15 protein-coding genes are annotated in these 19,637 nt (G+C 44.3%); 6 read left to right on the top strand and 9 right to left on the bottom strand.

Annotated features, from left to right (window positions below):
* Positions 1-108: 108 nt before the first annotated feature.
* Positions 109-2,712 carry a glucosidase gene (locus ABDD94_RS03390; RefSeq protein WP_345954692.1) on the bottom strand — a complete coding sequence of 868 codons (2,604 nt, stop codon included), beginning with the start codon at positions 2,710-2,712 and terminating at the stop codon, positions 109-111.
* 160 nt (positions 2,713-2,872) lie between these two features.
* On the opposite strand from ABDD94_RS03390, the gene ABDD94_RS03385 reads away from it, so the two are divergent.
* Together ABDD94_RS03385 and ABDD94_RS03380 are read left to right on the top strand one after the other, a co-directional pair.
* Positions 2,873-3,403, top strand: coding sequence for a sigma-70 family RNA polymerase sigma factor (locus ABDD94_RS03385; RefSeq protein ID WP_345954691.1), 531 nt, complete (start codon positions 2,873-2,875; stop codon positions 3,401-3,403).
* Complete coding sequence (locus ABDD94_RS03380; RefSeq protein ID WP_345954690.1) at positions 3,384-3,656, top strand: hypothetical protein; 273 nt, start codon at positions 3,384-3,386, stop codon at positions 3,654-3,656. Before ABDD94_RS03385 ends, ABDD94_RS03380 begins: the two co-directional genes overlap by 20 nt.
* Positions 3,657-3,775: 119 nt before the next feature.
* Here ABDD94_RS03380 and ABDD94_RS03375 read toward each other — a convergent pair whose 3' ends face one another.
* Complete coding sequence (locus tag ABDD94_RS03375; protein ID WP_345954689.1) at positions 3,776-4,546, bottom strand: GLPGLI family protein; 771 nt, start codon at positions 4,544-4,546, stop codon at positions 3,776-3,778.
* A gap of 8 nt (positions 4,547-4,554) precedes the next feature.
* Positions 4,555-7,302, bottom strand: a complete 2,748-nt coding sequence (locus ABDD94_RS03370; protein WP_345954688.1) for an outer membrane beta-barrel protein — start codon at positions 7,300-7,302, stop codon at positions 4,555-4,557.
* Positions 7,303-7,496: 194 nt separating this feature from the next.
* Between ABDD94_RS03370 and ABDD94_RS03365 the strand changes: the two genes are divergently transcribed.
* Positions 7,497-8,441: a YafY family protein gene (locus tag ABDD94_RS03365; protein ID WP_345954687.1), complete on the top strand. Its 945-nt coding sequence runs from the start codon at positions 7,497-7,499 to the stop codon at positions 8,439-8,441.
* A gap of 65 nt (positions 8,442-8,506) precedes the next feature.
* A complete protein-coding gene (locus tag ABDD94_RS03360; protein ID WP_345954686.1) occupies positions 8,507-9,016 on the top strand; it encodes a DinB family protein in 510 nt (169 codons plus the stop codon).
* 135 nt (positions 9,017-9,151) lie between these two features.
* Here the strand turns inward: ABDD94_RS03360 and ABDD94_RS03355 are convergent, their stop codons facing one another.
* From ABDD94_RS03355 to ABDD94_RS03340, 4 genes are all read right to left on the bottom strand, one after another.
* Complete coding sequence (locus ABDD94_RS03355; RefSeq protein WP_345954685.1) at positions 9,152-9,955, bottom strand: phosphatase PAP2 family protein; 804 nt, start codon at positions 9,953-9,955, stop codon at positions 9,152-9,154.
* Between the two features lie 121 nt (positions 9,956-10,076).
* A complete protein-coding gene (nhaA, locus tag ABDD94_RS03350) occupies positions 10,077-11,396 on the bottom strand; it encodes a Na+/H+ antiporter NhaA (protein ID WP_345954684.1) in 1,320 nt (439 codons plus the stop codon).
* Positions 11,397-11,439: 43 nt separating this feature from the next.
* Positions 11,440-12,747, bottom strand: coding sequence for a UDP-N-acetylmuramoyl-tripeptide--D-alanyl-D-alanine ligase (gene murF / locus ABDD94_RS03345; RefSeq protein ID WP_345954683.1), 1,308 nt, complete (start codon positions 12,745-12,747; stop codon positions 11,440-11,442).
* A gap of 94 nt (positions 12,748-12,841) precedes the next feature.
* Entirely contained in the window at positions 12,842-13,495 is a 654-nt protein-coding gene (locus ABDD94_RS03340) for a LysE family transporter (RefSeq protein WP_345954682.1), read from the bottom strand.
* A 99-nt stretch (positions 13,496-13,594) separates the two neighbouring features.
* Between ABDD94_RS03340 and ABDD94_RS03335 the strand changes: the two genes are divergently transcribed.
* Positions 13,595-14,521, top strand: coding sequence for a cobalamin-binding protein (locus ABDD94_RS03335; RefSeq protein WP_345954681.1), 927 nt, complete (start codon positions 13,595-13,597; stop codon positions 14,519-14,521).
* 141 nt (positions 14,522-14,662) lie between these two features.
* Here ABDD94_RS03335 and ABDD94_RS03330 read toward each other — a convergent pair whose 3' ends face one another.
* Complete coding sequence (locus ABDD94_RS03330; RefSeq protein ID WP_345954680.1) at positions 14,663-16,747, bottom strand: TonB-dependent receptor; 2,085 nt, start codon at positions 16,745-16,747, stop codon at positions 14,663-14,665.
* A 149-nt stretch (positions 16,748-16,896) separates the two neighbouring features.
* On the opposite strand from ABDD94_RS03330, the gene ABDD94_RS03325 reads away from it, so the two are divergent.
* A complete protein-coding gene (locus ABDD94_RS03325; RefSeq protein ID WP_345954679.1) occupies positions 16,897-18,123 on the top strand; it encodes an acyltransferase in 1,227 nt (408 codons plus the stop codon).
* 25 nt (positions 18,124-18,148) lie between these two features.
* On the opposite strand, the gene ABDD94_RS03320 is transcribed toward ABDD94_RS03325, so the two are convergent.
* Positions 18,149-19,468, bottom strand: coding sequence for a sorbosone dehydrogenase family protein (locus ABDD94_RS03320; RefSeq protein ID WP_345954678.1), 1,320 nt, complete (start codon positions 19,466-19,468; stop codon positions 18,149-18,151).
* Between the last annotated feature and the right edge of the window lie 169 nt (positions 19,469-19,637).

Genomic DNA, 19,637 nt, shown 5'->3' with positions numbered 1-19,637 from the left:
TAATCGTTTTATTGTTAATTGTCTGCTTTATTTAATAAGCGTCAACCTTAAAAGTAGTTTGCACAAATTGACATTTTATAAAATGAGGCGCTCACGTTCATCTTGTCGTTACTTTAGCAAAGCAACCAGCCCTGTCCACCCAGTTTGGTGGCTTGCCCCTAAACCTTTTCCTGTATCACCATGAAAGTATTCGTAAAACAGAATGTAATCCTTAAAGTGCTCGTCTTGGTTAAACTTAGGGTGTCCGCCAAATACAGGCCGCTCGCCTTTCTCATTCCGCAAAAATATCCCTTTGAGCCGCTTACTGAGGGCATGCGCTATCTCGGCCAGCGTTAAATACTGACCTGAACCAGTCGGGTATTCAACCTTAAAATCATCCGTATAATATTCGTGAAAACGATGTAGTGCACCAACGAGCAGGTAATTCATGGGCATCCAGATGGGGCCGCGCCAGTTGCTGTTACCACCAAACATATTGCTGTCACTCTCGGCAGGGGTATATTTAACCGAGTAATCGGCCCCGTTAAGGATGTACTGATACGGCGTTTGCTCATATACCTTAGACAGCGAACGAATTCCATAATCGGACAAAAATTCGTTGGCATCCAGCATTCGGCGCAGTAATAGTTTCATGCGATGGCCACGCAGCAGCGAAAATAAGTGCGTTTCGGTACCTTTGGTATCTTTCCATCGGCTAACCAAGTTAACCAAGTCGGGGCGCTGGTTCATAAACCAGTCGAGCCGTTCGGTTAAGCCGGGGAGGTTTTGCCATTTGGCCTCGTCAAAAATAATTACCGCAAACATAGGAATGAGGCCCACCAGCGTACGCAACCGCAGGCGATCCCAGCTGCAATCGGGCTTCCTAAGCACATCGTAGTAAAAACCGTCTTCATCATCCCACAAACCTAATGAGTCTTCGCCCAGATTGGCCAGTGAGCCTGCTATGTACAAGAAGTGCTCGGCAAACTTTACGGCCATACTTTCATACGCCTTGTTGTGCAAGGCAAGCTCCATAGCTATACGCATCATATTAAGCGAGTACATGGCCATCCAGCTGGTACCATCTGCCTGCTCCAGTAAGCCGCCCCCGGGTATAGGTGCGCTGCGGTTAAAAACACCTATATTATCCAAGCCTAAAAAGCCGCCCTCAAAAATATTGTTACCCTCGCTATCCTTACGGTTTACCCACCAGGTAAAATTGAGCAACAATTTCTGAAATATCTCTTCCAGAAACACCAGATCGTTCTTACCCGTACGCTTGCGATCAATATTAAACACTATCCAGGTGGCCAGTGCATGTACAGGCGGGTTCACATCACTAAAATCCCATTCGTAAGCCGGTAACTGCCCGTTGGGGTGTATGTAGTTAGCGCTAACCAACAGGCGCAACTGATTTTTAGCAAAATCGGCATCAACCGGGGCCAGTGCAATGCAGTGAAAAGCCAGATCCCACGCCGCAAACCAGGGGTACTCCCACTTATCAGGCATCGATAAAATATCTTCGGCCACAAAGTGCTTCCAGTGGCTGTTGCGGCCATGCCGTCGCTCTTTTGGCGGCACCGGTTCATTAGCGTCGCCATCCAGCCAGCGTTTAATGTTGTAATTATAATATTGCTTGCTCCACAACATGCCCGCCCAAGCCTGCCGTTGTACCAGCTTTTCATCGTCAGTACTGCCAGCCGTATGGCGGGTAGCGTAAAATTTATCGGCATCAGCATGGCGCGAAGCCAGCATCTGATCAAAACCATGGAAAGGTGTCTTTTTCTTCATTTTGCTTAACCGCAATCTAATCACCACCTTCCCTTTGGCAGGCACCGTGTATTGGTACCAGAAAGCAGCCTTTGTACCTTCATGACTGGGGTTAACAGCAGCAGTATCTCCATTCACCACCCGGTTATTAATGCCATCTTTTACATAAGGTACTTCATTAGCTGCCTGGTATAAGCGCTCATTGTTGGTTTCGTTGTCGGTAAACAGCGCTTCGGGGTTACCATCGGCATAGCAATAGTAATCGCCCAGCTGATTACACCGGAGATACATCGTGTTATGACCCTGAAACAATATTTCGGGCCGGGCCTCACCATTAAACCAGGTATTACGGTACCACAACTGTGGCAGCACATGTATAGGTGCATCCTCGCTGCCCCGGTTGTAAATAGTGTACTGTATCAGTATATCTTCTTCACTTTGTTTAGCATACTCAGTAAATACATCAAAGTACTTGTCCTCATCAAAAGTACCGGTATCTATCAGCTCAAACTCGGGCTCCTGCTTGCCACGCCGACGATTTTCTTCGGCCAGCCAACTATACGGAAAAGCCTGTTGCGGATACTTGTATAGCATTTTCATGTAGCTGTGCGTAGGCGTGCTGTCGAGATAATAGTAGAGTTCCTTTACATCCTCGCCGTGGTTGCCTTCGTTGTTGGTTAAGCCGAAAAGGCGTTCTTTCAAGATAGCGTCTTTGCCATTCCATAAGGCAAGGCCAAGGCACAATAGCTGTTTATCATCACTTAAACCGGCCATGCCTTCCTCACCCCAGCGGTAGGCTTTACTGCGGGCCGCATCATGCGAAACATAATCCCAGGAGTTGCCATCAGCGCTATAATCTTCACGAACGGTTCCCCATTGGCGCTCGGATAGGTACGGCCCCCATTTTAGCCAGTTTATTTGGTTGCTGTAATGCTGTTCAATTCGTTTTTGCTCGGCGCTCATAAATAGGGGTTGAAAACAATGCGGGTAAGATAGTTAATTTTTAAAATGATGATTATGGGCATTGATCAAGATGTGAAGCTTTGACATTGCTGAGATAAAATCAAAAATTTTTGGTGATATATTTAAAGTATTGTACACCTTGTATGATATAGCAGTAGTTATGGAAACCGTTGACAAAATGAAGCAAGACTGGTTAACAAACCTTTACCTCACCACTTTTCCGGCCGTGGCACAACACATTAGCAGGCAAGGCGGCAGCCTGGACGAGGCTAAAGACATATTTCAGGATGCCCTGATCATCTACTATGAGAAAGCAGTGGCCGGCAAACTGCAGTTAACACATAGCGAAAAAGCTTATATATTGGGTATAGCCAAGCACTTGTGGTACCAGCAGCAACACAAACAGAAAGGGAAAGTTAATGAGGATGTGTTGAATTACACCGAGCTGCCTGAGGATGTTTCGGCCATGCCCTCTACCAAGCGCTTACTACGTTACCTGGAAACAGCCGGACAAAAATGCATGGACATGCTACAAGCCTTTTATTACGATAAATTGCCCATGAAAGACATAGCCGAACGCTTCGGACTTTCGGGTGAGCGATCGGCAACGGTACAGAAGCACAAGTGCCTGGAAAAAGTGCGCGAAACAGTTAAAGCAAAATCACTGACGTATGAAGACTTCTGCAACTGAAACCCGGCTTATAGACAGCTACCTTTTAGGCCAAATGCCACCCGCAGACAAGCTCGTTTTTGATGCCAAACTTATGCTGTGCCCCGAGTTACAGCAAACGGCAGATTGCCAGCAGAAGGTTCACCAACTGGTTAAGCTACGCGGCCGGCAAAAGCTAAAAGCGCGGATACAGGAAGCGGAACAAAAAGTGTTTAGCCAGCCTGAGTACAGTGGGTTTAGGCAAAGGGTGTGGAGGTTGTTTAATCGTCTTTAATGTACTTTTAGAATTTACAATCTGCCATTTCGAACGATAGGGAGAACTTCTTTAAACCTTTTAAGCTTATAATTTAATCTCCTCTTAGCACTCGAAACGACAGATTGTATCAATACCTGTTAAAGCATATAAGCTTTATACTCATCTTTGGCGTATTCACCCCAATCGTCCATAGCTTTTTCCAATGTGGCGCGTAAACCTTTATTATCAAGCGGCTTGCCTTTGGTTGGCGGGGCCAACTTATTGGGGGGTACGGGCACATCGGTTACCTTAGTGGCAAACCAACTGATATTCTCGTGTGGCAGGGCTACGCCCAGTATCATTCCTGGCAAACCGGTAAACGATTCGGGGCCGCCCGATACGGCGATCTGATCGGTATAAAATGCCACCACATAAATCGAATCCATTACAATAGCATTAGCACGGCGGCAAGCAAATCCGGCTATCTCACGGGTTTCGTCGGTAATTTTCCACTTAATTTTACGCAGGCTGTCCCTTACCAAAAAGGTTTCCTCGTAAACTTTCTTTTGGGTAACGCTGGTGCCTGCATTTAAATCGGCCGCTACCGTGTTGTTTTGTGGCACCATGCCGCTACCCCAAAAGTTTTGAGGCCCATTGTCTGGATTGGGCGTGTACAGGGTTTTGCTATCGTTGAAAGTAAGCGTACTGGTAAGCTTTTTAAATTGAGGCTGTGAGCGGCGGTACTGGTCATAAGCCGGTTGCAAATAGCTTTCGTTATCTTTATTAATACGCTTTTTGAGCATGGCAAACATGTTCACCGTCTTCTCGTACTCGACAGTGCCGGATGTAGTAAATCGTGCGTTCTGAGCAAGTAACATACTGCTCCATAAAGTTATAAGGCCGGTGGTGATTAGGGTGGTCAATTTCATGGTGAAAATTATTTTTGTGGCGCGCCTCCGCCCATTCTGTTAAAGTCCCAGGTTAAGGTGAACATAAAGTAACGACGTATGGTGGTATACTGTGTTTGTGTTAACGAACCACCGTTGGCACTACGACTAAAGCCATTATTTTGGTTGAGCAAATCGTAAGCATTTACAGCCAGTTTCAGGCTTTCATCCTTAAAGAATGCCTTGCTAACGCTGGCATTAAGCAGGTAGCGGCTCAGCTTTTCGTTAAAAGACTGCGTAGGCGCTCTGTATTCATAATTGCCCTCACCATTAATTTGTATTTTACCGGGCAGGTAAATACCAACATACTGATAGGAAGTGAAGCCCCCGCCATTATTGTTTACGCTTTTAACCAATGATGACACACTGGTGTTGTAAGTTGGGCCGAACGTGCCGTAAAAGTCATACTTTTTTTGCTTGTATTTTGATAACCTTAACTGGCCAGAGAAATTATAAGAGCGTGTGCGGTTTAATGCATTGTTGGTAAGATTGAAATAAGTGTTACCGTTAGCATTCAAATTAACACCAACGTTAACCCCACCCAGCAATTTAACCTTGCGCCCGTATGAAGAGTAGAGCGAAAAGTTGGATGGTGTATTGTTACCCAAGTTGATATACTGCAAACGGCTCTTGCCCGTCAGCGAATCGGTAGCGGTATTGTTAACTATAGGGTTGGTAGTAAAGTTGTAGGAACCGCCGATGTACATAGACTGATCGCTCAGTACCTTGTAAGAGTTGTAATTCATATTGAAGCGATGGGTAAACGAAGGCTCCAGATTCGGGTTACCTATGGTGATGTTCAGATCGTCGTTATTATTACGAACGGGTTGTACCTGATCAATGCTTGGCTGTGTATTACTGCCGCTGTAGCTTAAATTAAATGCGCGTTGCTGAGAAAAACGGTACTGATAGTTGGCCGAAGGGTTCCAGTTTAAAAAGTGGCGCTTATACCTGTAATCAGACATCAGGTCTTCCTGGCTAAAGCGTACATCTCTTACCTTGGTGCCAAAGTTAAGTACCGTTTTTTCCTTCTTATAATTAAATACTGCACCTAATTGATGTGAGATTTGGTTAAGCTGGTAATTATTGCTTAGTGAATCAATAAGGTTGCTATATACTGAGGGGGCCGATTGTGAGAACGATCTCCTATCGGCCCTACTGTTGTTTAGGCCAAAGCCATAGTTGGCTACAATTGCAAAGTATTTGGTAATTGGCTCGGAGTAAGTAAAATTGGTACTAACTACGTTGCTTTTCACATTGTTAATCTTGTACTGATCAACAAGCTTGGTGCTGTCAACGGCGCCGGTTTCGTCGTAATAGTCAATCTTTTGATACAGGTTGCCTTTAACATTATTTTGATTGAGTGCCTCTGTAACATTTAAAGATATCGTACGACCTGTCTTTTTCAGTTTTTTGGTGTAAAAGCCCGTTGCGTTGAACATCTTTTGATCGCCCTCATTATCAATACGGCGGATGCTCTGGTTAATTAACAAATCGTTACCACGTAAGCTGGTTGATAAGTTGTTGTTGCGGGTTTCGTTGTTTTTGAATGTTCCGTCTACCGTGATCTTAAGGTTAGCTGTAGTGTCCAGTTTAACCTGGTACATTGCGTCCAGCTTTTGCCTGAAAATGTAGTTGTTAAAATCCTGATCGTTGTTGGATTTGATAAAGTTCTGATTGGTGCTTGCGCTTGTACCGGGCAGGTTGTTTTGATTTTGAATGTTCTTGGTACCAACCACACCCAACGAGCCTATTTTATAATTGCCGTTAAGAGTATACTTATCGCCACCCCACTTATCATCAAAGTGCAAACCACCCGTGCGGGCCGTAGGTATACCCTCACCACTATATTGCCCGCCAAACGACTCCAATTCATCACCGCTACTCCCGCTTATATAAATACCGCCATCAATCATTTCCACATTGTTGGCCGAGCCGTACTTACTGTTATCTTCCCAGCTTAAACCTGTTTTACCGGAGTTGGCCAGTGTGCCATAAGCCGAAAACTTCTTTTTACCCCAAAACTTATTAAATGCAAACTGCTCCTGGTAAAAGTCTTTAGTGCCTATGCCGGCGTCTACCTTACCAAAGTAGCCGTTCTTTTTATCTTCTTTCAGTTTAATATTAATGGTTTTAGTTTTCTGACCGTCATCAATACCTGTAAAGGTGGCCTGGTCGCTTTTCTTATCATAAAGCTGCACCTTGTCTACCATATCGGCCCGCAAGTTTTTGGTAACCAGCGTTGGGTCATCACCAAAAAATTCCTCACCATCAACTAAAACCTTATTTACAGTTTGTCCCTGGGCAGTAATCTTCCCATCCTTATCTACCTGTATACCGGGCAGTTGCTTAAGCAAGTCTTCTACCCGGGCATTAGGCTGTACGGTAAAACTGGATGCATTAAATTCAGTAGTGTCGCCTTTAATTTTAATAGCAGCCCGTGTTCCCCTTACAATAACACCCTCAAGCAGCTTAGATTTCAGAATCATACTTATGCGGCCAACATTATGCGTAGTGTGTGCCGAGTCGAGTGTAAACTCCTCCACATAGTCGGCATATTTAGGGTAAGTTGCTAACAAAATAAATTTGCCCTTTCCCAATTGCCCTATGCTAAAGCTGCCATCGGCTGCCGCACGGGTAAACTTACGGAGGGTAGAATCTTTGGCATTGAGCACCGAGATACTCGTGTTGTTCAGCTTTACATTCGAAATAGTGTCGGCCACGGATCCCTTAACCATATATGGATTTTGGGCGAAAGCAAGAGACGTGACCCAGCAGACGGTTAACAAGGTTAGAAATAGTTTCATGATAAGGATTATGGTTGAAAGATATAACTAAATACTTAGTACATCAAGCGAATAAGATGTTAAAACAGCAAATAATTACAGATTTTAACATAATTTAACATGCTTTTCTCAATTTGCACCACAGCATGAACCGTATAGACCGTATATCAGCCATATTAATTCAGCTACAGTCACGTAGAGTGGTTAAGGCTCAGGCTATTGCCGATAGGTTTAACATTAGTTTGCGCACCGTGTACCGCGATATGCGCACACTTGAAGAGGCCGGCGTGCCTATTATAGGTGAGGCTGGCATGGGCTATTCCCTGGCCGACGGCTACCGCCTGCCGCCTGTTGCTTTTACGCTGGAGGAAGCTACTGCTTTCATCACTGCTGAAAAGCTGGTTGAAACCCTGACTGATGAGGTGAATGGCAGCAGTTATAAATCGGCCATGTTTAAGGTACGTGCCGTGTTGCGCAATGCCGAAAAAGATTACCTGGCCGGAATGGATAGCCGCATTGAAGTGTTCAAGGCCAAACGGTCGCCTCATATGCACGGTAACCTTAATCCGCTGCAACTTATTTTAAAGGCCGTTACCTTGAAAAAAGTTATCAGTCTCGATTATTTTTCGCACTACAGGCAGCAGCATAGCCAGCGCTGCGTTGAGCCAGTTGGTGTTTTTTACCTGGATAATTACTGGCACCTGATTGCCTTTTGCCGCGTAAAAAATGACTATCGCGATTTTAGGTTCGACCGCATGCTGAACCTGCAATTAACCGATGATGACGTAATTACCAATCATCCTACCCTGAAAAGTTACATGGACAGCGTTTACCGCCAACGCAACCTGCACCAGGTAAAATTGTTTGTAGAAAAGGAAGCAGCGCTGCACCTGGGCGAACAAAAGTATTACCACGGTTACATAGGCGAGGTGGAGAAAGACGGCGGTGTGGAGATTTCATTTCTTACCAGTTCTTTTGAGGGCTTTGCACGCTGGTACATGATGTTTGGCGATTATGCCCGCATTATAGAGCCCGATGTATTGCGAGAAAGAGTTAAAATGATAGGCGAAAAACTTTTATTGAAGTTATAAACCCTGCTGACATAGGGCTGTCACTCGCTACAGGTTACTTTGTTGCATCATCAAAACAAGTAACCATGAACATTATTGAACTGCTGCTGAAAGAACTGAACGAAGAGACTGAAAAGACGCGCCAAATGCTGGAGCGTGTGCCTAACGACCGTTACGACTGGCAACCCCATGTAAAAAGCATGACCATACGCCGCCTGGCCACCCACATAGCCGACCTGCCCAACTGGATTGCGCTCACGCTAACCACTAATGAACTGGATTTTGCCGCAGCCGACTGGAAGGAAGAAATAATAAATAACACCGGCGAACTGCTCGATTGCTTTAACCGGTCTGTACAGAATGGCAAAGCTCATTTAGAAAATGCAACAGAAAAAGAATTAGAAAAAGGCTGGACTATGCGCAGCGGTGAGCAAATTTATTTGCAGGCTACCAAATATGAGTTTATCCGTATGACGTTTGGACAGATGATACACCACCGGGCGCAAATGGGTGTGTTTCTGCGCTTGCTTAATATTCCTATCCCGGGTCCCTATGGCCCAAGCGCTGATGAAATGGAGTTGGCAATGCAGGCCTAATATAAAAGGAAACCTAACCTAAACCTGTCATTTCCGGCAGCAGTGAGAAGTCTTTTCAAAGGTGGTAAGCTCATTAGTTCGAAAAGATCTCTCGCTGCTGCTCGAGATGACATTTATTGTAGTAATGATGCCTGTTTAAAACCGCTTTACAAAGGTAAAGCCGGCTACGCCGTTGTTATAGCTCGGTATAAATATGGTAGCTGCTTTCTTGTCGTTGTCTTTATCGTTACGGAAAAAGTTATTACGTATAATGGGATATAATAAATAGGCCGCCTTGGTAGACAGGATACCAAAACCTGCACCTGCTATAATATCGCTAAACCAGTGGTCGTTATTGTACACGCGTAAAATGGCTGTAGCTGTGGCAAAAGAATAGCCTACAACGCCATACCACGGCGATAATTCACCATACTCCTGCGCCATAAATTCGGCTGCTGCAAATGCTGTACTGCTGTGCCCGGATGGAAAAGATAAACGGTCGCCCGAATTTGGCCGTAACCTGTCCGACGTATGTTTCAGCACACTCACCGTTCCGGCTCTGATGGCTTCAGACATAGCGTACAGAATGGTACGGTCAATGAACCGGTTTTTGCCGGGTACGCCAGCTAAATTCAAAGCATATACTGCCACTACCGGGGCAAACTGAAAATAGTTATCAACAGGTGTATGAAAATCAGGGTGCTTTTTTTGAATGTCATTGTAAACATGAAAATCTACCCGGCGTATGGCATCTACTTCGAAAGACAGTAAACCATACCCAATAAAAACGGCAGGCGGAATAAAGGAAGCGAACTTGCTCTGCAGGTGCGGCACCGTATCTGGCACTTCCAAAATATGTTCAGCAGAATCGGTTTTAATGGAGTCTTTAACCACCTGGGCCCTTAAGCGTACAGGAAAAACAGCCACGAGGAACAGCAAGGTATATAAAAAGCTTTTCAAGGTATATGCAGTTAATGTTAAACTTATATTAACAAATCGTTCCTATAAATTCACTAAACTGCTATAATGTTTTACAGAAGTCTAAATAACTAGTTGTTAAAGAATTGATTTAAGTAATAAGTTACTTAGCAATTGCGGGTGTACGTTTTAAAATTATGTAGCCAATGCTACCGGCTAAGAGCGAAGCCAGCAGAATACCGTACTTAGCTTCGTCTATCATAATTTGATCTTTAAAAGCCAGGGCCGATACAAACAGCGACATGGTGAAGCCAATGCCGGCTAAAGTAGCTACACCTACAATGTGCCGCCATGTGGCGTGTTGCGGCAAACCTGCCATGCCTGTTTTAACCATTAACCAGGTAAATAATAATACACCAACAAATTTACCAATGAGCAAGCCGGCTATAACACCTATACTTACTGGGTTAATTAATGCCGAAAAGAAATCGGCGCCTATTATTATACCGGCATTAGCCAGCGCAAACAGCGGCATAATCACAAAAGCCACCCAGGGATGTAATGCATATTCAATTTTTTGCAGCGGAGTTTGTGCAGCTAAGCTAAGCATCTTAATATGCTCAATGGTTTCATGTTGCAGCGGTGTGGTTAAGGTGCTATTATTAGGAATTTCCTTATCAAAATCATCGGCCAGTTGGCGCAATTTAGCTGAGTAAACCCGTTCGTCAATAATGGTGCGTGCTGGAATGGTAAAAGCTACCAGCACCCCTGCAATAGTAGCATGAACGCCCGACAATAAAAAGCCCACCCAAACACCAAAGCCAATTATTATATAAAAACCCGTACGGCGAATACCCAATGCGTTGCCGGCTACCAGTACAAGTAAAAAACCAGCACCTATAAATAACGGTATAAAATGCAGATTGCTGCTGTAGAAAAAGGCTATTACCAGTACGGCACCCAAATCATCGGCCACGGCCAGGGCCGAAAGAAATACTTTAACAGATGAAGGTATGTGCTTGCCAGCTACCGAAACCAGGGCCAGCGCAAAAGCAATATCGGTAGCCATAGGGATACCCCAGCCATGCGCTGCTTCGGTATTACGGTTAATTATAAAATAGATAAAGGCAGGTACAAGCATCCCTCCCAAAGCAGCAACCATAGGCAGCGAAGCTTTACTTACCGAGGACAGCTCACCGCCCATAAATTCGCGTTTGAGCTCCAGCCCAATTACAAAAAAGAAGACAGCCATAAGGCCGTCATTAATCCAGATGTGCAGCGGATGGCTCAAAGCATCTCCACCAAAACCGAACGAGAAATTAATATCCCAAACGTGGTGGTAGCTCTCCTGAAACGGCGAATTTACCCATATAATAGCCAAAATTACACTGGCAAAAAGTACGATACCGCTAGTATGCTCCTGGTGTATGAACCGGCTTACCGGCTGTAACAGTACATCAATGGGCGATTTATGTATAGCCATAAGTATTTAAAAGTCAAGTAGCACAAATGGCTTAAATGGGTAACTACAAAAATGCTACCAGCCGCTCCAACGCCATGCCGCGCGAACCCTTAATTAATACCGTAGCATTGGTTACAGGCTTGCTTTGCAGCCCCGCCATAGCTTCTTCGGCTGTTGCGTAAAACGTAGCTGGGTAATTGCCCTGTTGCAAGTAAAACTCCCGACCAACAAAAATGTGTTCATCAGCAGGTACATTTAATGCAATTTTCAACACCGCTTCATGCTCAGCAGCGGCTTCGGGGCCCATTTCAAACATATCGCCCAAAATCATCACCTTATGCTCGGCCTGCATTTTATCCAGGTTGTCAATAGCAACTACCATACTGCTGGGGTTAGCATTATAATAATCGCAAATGAGTGTATTGGTGGCTGTTTTTACAATTTGCGACCTGTTATTTTTAGGCTGATAACCCGATATGCCTGCATTTATTTGCTGAGCGCTTAACTTAAAATAATGCCCCATGCAAATTGCGGCCAGTACATTATCCAAATTATACTCGCCGGTAAGCTGCGTACTCACCTCGTACTGCTCTTCAGAGTTACCTATGCTCCATCTTAAAGAAAGAAATGGAGCATTACCTGTTAAATCGCCCTTAATAGTATTTAAAACGTAATCTTTTCCGTAAAAGATTACGTTCTCCATATTGCGGTCTTGCTGCATGCGCATCAGGTCGCTGCTATTGCCATTTACAAAAGCGGCACCATTAGTGGCTTTAAGGTAATCATACAATTCACCCTTTCCTTTTTTTACACCTTCCACACCTCCAAAGCCTTCCAGGTGCGCTTTGCCTACGTTGGTAATTAAGCCGTGTGTGGGTTGGGCAATAGTGCAAAGCAAACCTATTTCTTTTTGATGATTGGCGCCCATCTCAATAACCGCCATTTGATGGGTGTTATTGATAGATAATATAGTTAGCGGCACACCAATGTGATTGTTCAGGTTTCCTTGCGTAGACAGCGTATTAAATTGCTGCGACAGAACAGCGTTAATTAACTCCTTGGTGGTAGTTTTGCCATTGGTGCCAGTTAAACCGATTACCGGTATCTGCAATTGCTTGCGGTGGTAACGGGCCAAATCCTGCAAGGTACCCAACACATCATCCACCAATATATACTGGTCTGATAATCGGTACACAGCATCATCAATAATGGCATAGGCCGCACCTGCTTCTAATGCCTGTGTGGCAAAGGTGTTAGCATCAAATTTGTCTCCCTTTAGGGCAAAAAACAAACTGCCGGGTGCAATTTTGCGTGTATCAGTACTGATGACAGGATGCTGCAGGTATAGCTGGTAGATTTCTTCGATGGCCATGCGCAAATATAAAATAGAAAAAGATTTAAATACTATTTGGACATCACCCTTTCTTATAACCGGACAGTAAAATCACACCGTTGGATAACCTATTCTATAAGGCCAAGCCGATCTTAATATCAAGCGAATGATGCCCCAGCACCAGCCACACCTGCTTAACCACATGATAAACCGCAAACCCGAAAAAAAGCAACGCAATGCTGGTGTTGATTAACTGTGTGCTTAGGGCAAACTTGCTTTGAATATAACGGGCCGACTTTGCATAAGCATACAAGCATAAAAAAGATCCCATAGCCGAACCTAAACTAAACACGCTTAAAGCAAAAAAGCCGGGCGGTATCCACTGGTGGGCGAGTAAATAAGTACCGGCAATCATCCAAAAAAGAATTTGCATAGGGTTAATAATACCCAGTAAAACACCGTAACGAATACTCTCGCGGTCGGAATATTTTTGTTTGGGTGGCTTTTTACGGTTGAGCCAGGTAATAGTGCCTAAAGTGCCAAAAAGGATTACCATTACCCAGTCAATAATAGTTTCGATATGCGGTTGTACCGACAGCCACTTGGCCGCCTGCATAATAAAAAAAGTAAAAAAGAACTCAACGCACGAAAATGCGGTAATAAAACGCAAGGCCTGACGCATGCCCCGGTTAATAGCTATCTGCGTGAGTGTAAGGTTTATATTGCCCGGCGGAATGTAACCTGTAAAGTTTACAACCAGTCCCAGGAGGAACGTCAGAAAAATCATTACTCAAAAGTAAACCGTTTTTTGGATATCAGATAAGCATTTTATGGTAGTTAGCATGATTTAACCTTTCTTTGTATTTTTATTAACAAGAAAGACTGAATGCCTGCTGATAGAATTATATCCCTGCTGCCCGCCGCTACCGAAATTATTTGCGCCCTTGGATTGGACAACCGCCTGGTTGGTCGCTCACATGCCTGCGATTTCCCGGAGACGGTAAAACAATTACCTGTTTGTTCGTACGACCGTATAGGCAGTAACCTGAGCAGCTTGCAGATTGACGAGCAGGTTAAGCAACTGCTCACCAATGCCCTGTCGGTTTATGAGCTTAACAATGAGCTGATCGAGCAGCTATTGCCCGATGTGATCATTACGCAAGACCAATGTGCAGTGTGTGCGGTTTCTTTACCTGAAGTTGAAAAGGCGCTATCAGCCCAACTAGGTAAGCCGGCGCAAATCATCTCACTACAGCCTAACAGCCTGGCCGAAATTATAGGTAATATAGAAGAAGTGGCCCGTACGCTGGGCGCTACAACAGCAGGCGAAAACCTAATTGAAGAGCTACAGGAGCGTGTAGATATTATACGCCATAAGCTAAAATTTATTGATGCTAAACCTACAGTAGCTTGTATTGAATGGCTGGATCCGCTTATGGTTTCGGGCAATTGGGTACCCGAACTGGTTGCTATTGCCGGCGGAGAGCCTGTAATGGCCGAAGCAGGCAAGCACTCGCCCTACATACAATGGGAAGACCTGCGCCTGCAAGACCCTGATGTAATTGTGTTAATGGCCTGTGGTTTTTCAATAGAACGCACGTTGAAAGAAGTGGAGACGCTACTGCAGTTGCCGGGCTTTTCTGATTTAAGGGCTGTTAAAAACAAACGCCTTTACATAGCCGATGGCAACCACTATTTTAATCGCCCCGGTCCGCGTATTATAGATTCGATAGAAATACTGGCAGAAATCATTAATCCTAAGCAGTTTATATTTGGATATGAAGGCGACGGGTGGATTAAGTTTGAGGTGTAAAGAGTTTATATTTCACAGCCTTTGTGTCATCTCAAAGGATAGGAAGTCTTTTCCCAGCTGCTAAGCTAATTGCTTAGACAAGACTTTCCGCAAACGCTCAAAAACGACAAATTAATAGAACATTTTTTATAGACACCACGCTCAAAATCCTATACTCATCCCCGCATAATAGTTTCTTAAGGATGCAGGATTGTAATAACGGTTACCTACGGCGTTTAAATCATTACCTAAACTGTAATTTTTGTTGAGCAAATTATCAGCACCGGCGTAAATATTTAAACGGGTTTTAGCGCCTATGCCAAACTGCCATCCTGCCTTGGCCTGCAGCAAATGATAAGAACCGGCATAAACCGAGTTAGCATCATTTACCGGGATGCGGGCGGTGTAGTTATGCTGAACAAACAGATATACGGCTTGCGGCAACCTGAATTGCAAACTACTTACCACTACCTGCCTTGGTACACCCGTAAGGCGGTTGCCCGAGTAATCGGTATTATTAATACTATAACTACGGAAGTTGAACCGGTTATATGTAAACGCTTCGTTAAACTGTATGCCACGGATAGTGCCACTGTTTACAGGCCTCATAATCCAACCTGTAAAATTGAGCTCGAAACCTAACTGTTTGGTGCCGCCTGCATTTACAAAATAGTCTGTCTCGTTTGCCAAACGCTGGTTTACAATGGTGTTGTTGAGGCGATAGTAAAACACAGATGCATCCAGCATCAAGCTTTCATCGCGGTTACGCAAGCGCAAACCGGTTTCATAGTTCCAGCCGGTTTCGGGTTGCAGATCGGTATTGATAAGGTTATTGCTGGGCCTTACCTCGGCAATGGTTGGGGTAGAGTAACCGCGGCTAACCGACGCCCGCCAGATAAAGTTGTTGGTTATCTCGTATGACAAGGCCACCCGTGGCATAAGCTGGGGCTTAAAGTTACGCGTACTTAACCCGGCCTGGTTAAGCGGATAAGCATTCCTGAACTTGTATTGATAATAGTTTAAGCTTAAGGCTGCTTCTATATTTAAGCGGCGGTATAAAGTAGCTGCATACCGGGTAAATACAAAATGCTGATTAGTGTTCACCACATCAAGCGATTGGGGGTTGCCTGTTACGCCAGCCAGGTTATCGTAATTATTAATATCAGCATTGGTTTGCTGCCATTCGGCCCCTAAGTTCAGTTTCCAATCTAACGAGGCAGCCGCCAGTCCGCTTAATTCGAAGTAAGTGCGTGCACCATAAGTACCCTCATTACGCTGCTCATAGTTGGTGATAAAAGGGTTTTCAAAATTTACATGGCTGCCAAAAACCGTCGCCACGTTGCGGACACGGTTACTCAATCTGGCCTCGTTTACCACACCGCCAAAAAGCATTTTGGTGCTTATGCCAATATGCTGCTCAATGGCGCCGGGCAATGTAGCCGTAGCTGGCCTTGAAGCGCGTGGGTTGGCCTGTAACTGGGCTAAATTTAAACCACCCGGGGTTTGGTATTGCAGGTCTGAGTAAAAGCCAATGAGCTTTAATTGGTTGCTTTTTCCGTAGTGGTAACGGTTTACCATTTGCAAGTAATGCCGTTGCATGTAGCTATGGTCTCGGTAGCCGTCGTAACTTTGGTAACCCTGACTAACGTTTAAGTCATTTTTCCCCCACTGTTGATGAACAGCGGCATTTTGATGGATTAACCCATACGAACCAGCATTAAAACCAACCGATACCACGCTACTATCGCGCAAACGGCTTACCGGATTTATAAGCACAACACCGCCCGAATTAGCACCAAACAAGCTGCCATCGGGGCCTTTCAGTACCTCAATACTGTGCAGGCTGCTTACGTCTAAAGCATTGAGGTAAGTATTACCGCCTGCATCGGTAAGTGGTATTTCATCAAAATAAATTTTAACGTTACGCACCCCGAAAGGCGACCGCAGTAAACTCCCCCTGATGGATAAACGATAGCTACCCGGCGTACGTTCTTCCATGCGTACGCCAGGTAGGGTGTTCATAGCACTTACCATCGAATTATTGGATTGTAAAGTTAACTGGGCAGAGTTTAACACCCCTACCGAAGCCGGCACCTGCAGCATTTGTTGCTCCGATAAATAGCCCCGAACGGTTACCGGCCTTAAGCGCTGTGTGCTATCCGTTTTTACAGCATCAGGCTGTTGCGCTGTAGCCTGCAAAGCAAATAGTACTAAGAAAGCTGCAAACAAGGTTGATTTAATTATCATAATACTCGAATACATCCAATAATGTATTATTTTATTTATTTTTTAAATATTCTTCAACAAAACAACCAATACATGGGTATTAATACAATTACTTTAAATACATTTGTAGCAACCCCTAACTCACATAAAATACTGTTGCTTAAAAGTTTATGATCCAAACACAAGACCCTGCCCCTGGAGCTGAGCCTTTATTAATTAGTGAGAAGCGTTCACCTGCTTTACACCTCAATTTTTTGGATGGTTTAAGAGCAATAACAGCACTTTATGTAGTATTACACCATGCTTTTCGCGAGTTACCAGTAAATACAAATCCTTACGTTAAACTTGTAACCTACCCGTTCAGATTTGGCGGTGCGGGCGTTGCCGTGTTCATTGTTCTTTCAGGTTTTTGTTTGATGATTCCTGTTGCCAGAAATAACAGCAAGTTAAAAGACAGTACGGGTAAGTTTTTAATTAAAAGAGCAAAGCGAATACTACCAACCTACTACCTGGCTATGTTGTTTGCCTTAATTATGTTTTATACCGTTGTTGGAAACGACACAACAACTCACTGGAAAGGCATGGGTCCGGTTTCATACAAAGACATCATTACCCATATCTTACTTATCCACAATATTTTTTATGACACCTCACGCACTATTAATTATTGCTTTTGGTCTATTGCGGTAGAGTGGTACATCTATTTTTTATTCCCCATAATTGTATTCTTCTGGCGCAAGTTTAATGCGGTAAAAACAACTTTAGCAACCGTATTGATAGCCGCATTAATACAAGTGTTTTTATCCCGTTTTCAAGAAAACCTAAACGTTAAATTCATCAGCCCAATTTTTATTGGCCTGTTTGGCTTAGGAATGTTTGCAGCACATGTTTCTTTTTCAAATAACAAGAGTTTAACTTTTCTTAAAAACTTCAGGTACTGGCCGGTTGTACTTTTAATCACATTTATGCTGTTTTTGAGCGGCCATTTTGCACATAGCTTTTATCAAAAAATTGAGGGACCACTACTTACATCGGGTTCTTTATTGCCTACCATATATACTGGTTTATTTGCATCCAGTTTGCTCATAGCGCTATCAACAAACAAGTTAACCGGCTTCCGCAAATTCTTGTCGTTAAAGCCGCTGGTTTCTATAGGCACATTTGCTTACAGCATTTATTTAATACATGCCCCGCTTATTGAAGTTGTAATGCGTTATGTAATACTCCCTTTAAATATGGGAATTATTGCAAACCTGATTATACTGACTTTTGCAGGCGGCGCTTTTATTATAACGGTATCATACGGCTTTTACTTAATTGCTGAAAAACCTTTTCTGAACACTAAAAGAGCATCGGCAACCACCAGTGATGCCGTGCAACCGCTGGCAGTGTCCTAACACTCGTTAAACAACTACGATTATATTAATTTGCGCTCACGCGCCAAATTTTATTGCCTGAGTCGTCGGCTACCAACAGGGCGCCGTCTTTAGCGACGGCTACACCAACCGGCCTGCCGTAAACCTCGTTTTTAGCTGCGTTGGCAATAAAGCCGGTCAGGAAATCTTCGGGCTTGCCGGGTTTGCCGTTACTAAACGGAATGGCTACCACTTTGTATCCAACCAGTTTTGAACGGTTCCAGGAGCCGTGCTGACCAATGAAGGCAGCATTTTTATATTTTGCACCAAACTTGTCGCCATCGTAAAATGCCAAACCCAGCGAAGCCGTATGCGAGCCTAATGGCACGTCTGGAATTAAAGTTTTTTTCACCAGGTCAGTACGTTCGCCTTTGCGGCGTGGATCTTCATGCTGCCCAAAGTAGGCATATGGCCAGCCGTAAAAGCCACCTTCTTTAACACCGGTCAAGTAATCTGGCACTAAATCATCCCCAAGTTCGTCGCGCTCGTTTACAGCTGTCCAAATAGTGTTCGTACCCGGCTGAAAGCCTACTCCTACCGGATTACGCAAACCACTGGCATATATTTTCTCGTCTGAACCATCTAAATTAACAACCAGAATATTAGCACGTCGAGCCTCGTTAGCTATGCCATGCTCAGCTACGTTTGAGCCCGACCCTACCGTTATATAAAGCTTTGTACTGTCTTTACTAACCAGTAAATTACGAGTCCAGTGGTTATTATAACCACCAGCAGGCAGTTTTAAAACTCGCTGTCCGGGTTTGGTTATGCGGGTATCACCCAAGGTATAAGGGTATCGCCACAGGCCATCAGTGTTAGCCACATAAAACCACCGGCCAACTGCAGCCATACCAAAAGGCTGGTTGAGGCCGGCAAGGAACAGACCTTTATTATCTACTACCCCATCGCCATTCGTATCTCTGAAAATAACTATGGTATTGGGGCTCTCGCCCATGTTTTGCGATTTTGTTTTACCGCTTAAAGCCGATTTAGCTTTAGCCAGTGCTTTAGCTTCAGTGGTTGCCAGGGCAGCAAATACATCACCGTTTGATGCCACGTAGATATTACGCGGGTTGTTAAGTTCTTCGGCATACAGGCTTACCTTATAGCCGGCCGGCGCTGTGGGCGTTTTACCTTTAGGCCAACCTATTACCTTACAAAATGTAGTGGCCGATTTGGTGGCAAACGGCGCCGGTAAATCAACTTTCTCACCGGTTTCTACAGCAACTGTATCCGCTTGCGCAGGATCGGGTTTTTGTTTCTGCTGACAACTGCTAAAAACAGCAGAGGCAAGTATGGAAACATACAGGAAATTCTTGCTTTTCATAAGGTAGTTCTTCAAGTTAAGACTAACAGAACTAACCCTTTATCTTAACAGAATGTTTCAGCAAACAACATGTAGTTGTTTAAACATGATATATAGAAGATAATAGATGTGATAATGTTTACTCAGCCGAAGTCACCTTGTCGCTAAACTTTTACAACGCTAATAGTTA

The sequence above is a fragment of the Mucilaginibacter sp. PAMB04168 genome, assembly GCF_039634365.2.
Taxonomy (GTDB): domain Bacteria; phylum Bacteroidota; class Bacteroidia; order Sphingobacteriales; family Sphingobacteriaceae; genus Mucilaginibacter.
The sequence above is the reverse complement of the archived record's forward strand: the minus strand, read 5'-3'. Positions and strand labels throughout refer to the sequence as shown.

What these genes read in the sequence shown, in the direction of transcription:
- murF (WP_345954683.1), bottom strand. Translation starts at nt 12,747, where the DNA reads ATGGCCATCGAAGAAATCTACCAGCTATACCTGCAGCATCCTGTCATC.
- ABDD94_RS03325 (WP_345954679.1), top strand. Translation starts at nt 16,897, where the DNA reads ATGATCCAAACACAAGACCCTGCCCCTGGAGCTGAGCCTTTATTAATT.
- ABDD94_RS03375 (WP_345954689.1), bottom strand. Translation starts at nt 4,546, where the DNA reads ATGAAATTGACCACCCTAATCACCACCGGCCTTATAACTTTATGGAGC.
- ABDD94_RS03360 (WP_345954686.1), top strand. Translation starts at nt 8,507, where the DNA reads ATGAACATTATTGAACTGCTGCTGAAAGAACTGAACGAAGAGACTGAA.
- nhaA (WP_345954684.1), bottom strand. Translation starts at nt 11,396, where the DNA reads ATGGCTATACATAAATCGCCCATTGATGTACTGTTACAGCCGGTAAGC.
- ABDD94_RS03370 (WP_345954688.1), bottom strand. Translation starts at nt 7,302, where the DNA reads ATGGTTAAGGGATCCGTGGCCGACACTATTTCGAATGTAAAGCTGAAC.
- ABDD94_RS03340 (WP_345954682.1), bottom strand. Translation starts at nt 13,495, where the DNA reads ATGATTTTTCTGACGTTCCTCCTGGGACTGGTTGTAAACTTTACAGGT.
- ABDD94_RS03320 (WP_345954678.1), bottom strand. Translation starts at nt 19,468, where the DNA reads ATGAAAAGCAAGAATTTCCTGTATGTTTCCATACTTGCCTCTGCTGTT.
- ABDD94_RS03330 (WP_345954680.1), bottom strand. Translation starts at nt 16,747, where the DNA reads ATGATAATTAAATCAACCTTGTTTGCAGCTTTCTTAGTACTATTTGCT.
- ABDD94_RS03385 (WP_345954691.1), top strand. Translation starts at nt 2,873, where the DNA reads ATGGAAACCGTTGACAAAATGAAGCAAGACTGGTTAACAAACCTTTAC.
- ABDD94_RS03380 (WP_345954690.1), top strand. Translation starts at nt 3,384, where the DNA reads ATGAAGACTTCTGCAACTGAAACCCGGCTTATAGACAGCTACCTTTTA.
- ABDD94_RS03365 (WP_345954687.1), top strand. Translation starts at nt 7,497, where the DNA reads ATGAACCGTATAGACCGTATATCAGCCATATTAATTCAGCTACAGTCA.
- ABDD94_RS03335 (WP_345954681.1), top strand. Translation starts at nt 13,595, where the DNA reads ATGCCTGCTGATAGAATTATATCCCTGCTGCCCGCCGCTACCGAAATT.
- ABDD94_RS03390 (WP_345954692.1), bottom strand. Translation starts at nt 2,712, where the DNA reads ATGAGCGCCGAGCAAAAACGAATTGAACAGCATTACAGCAACCAAATA.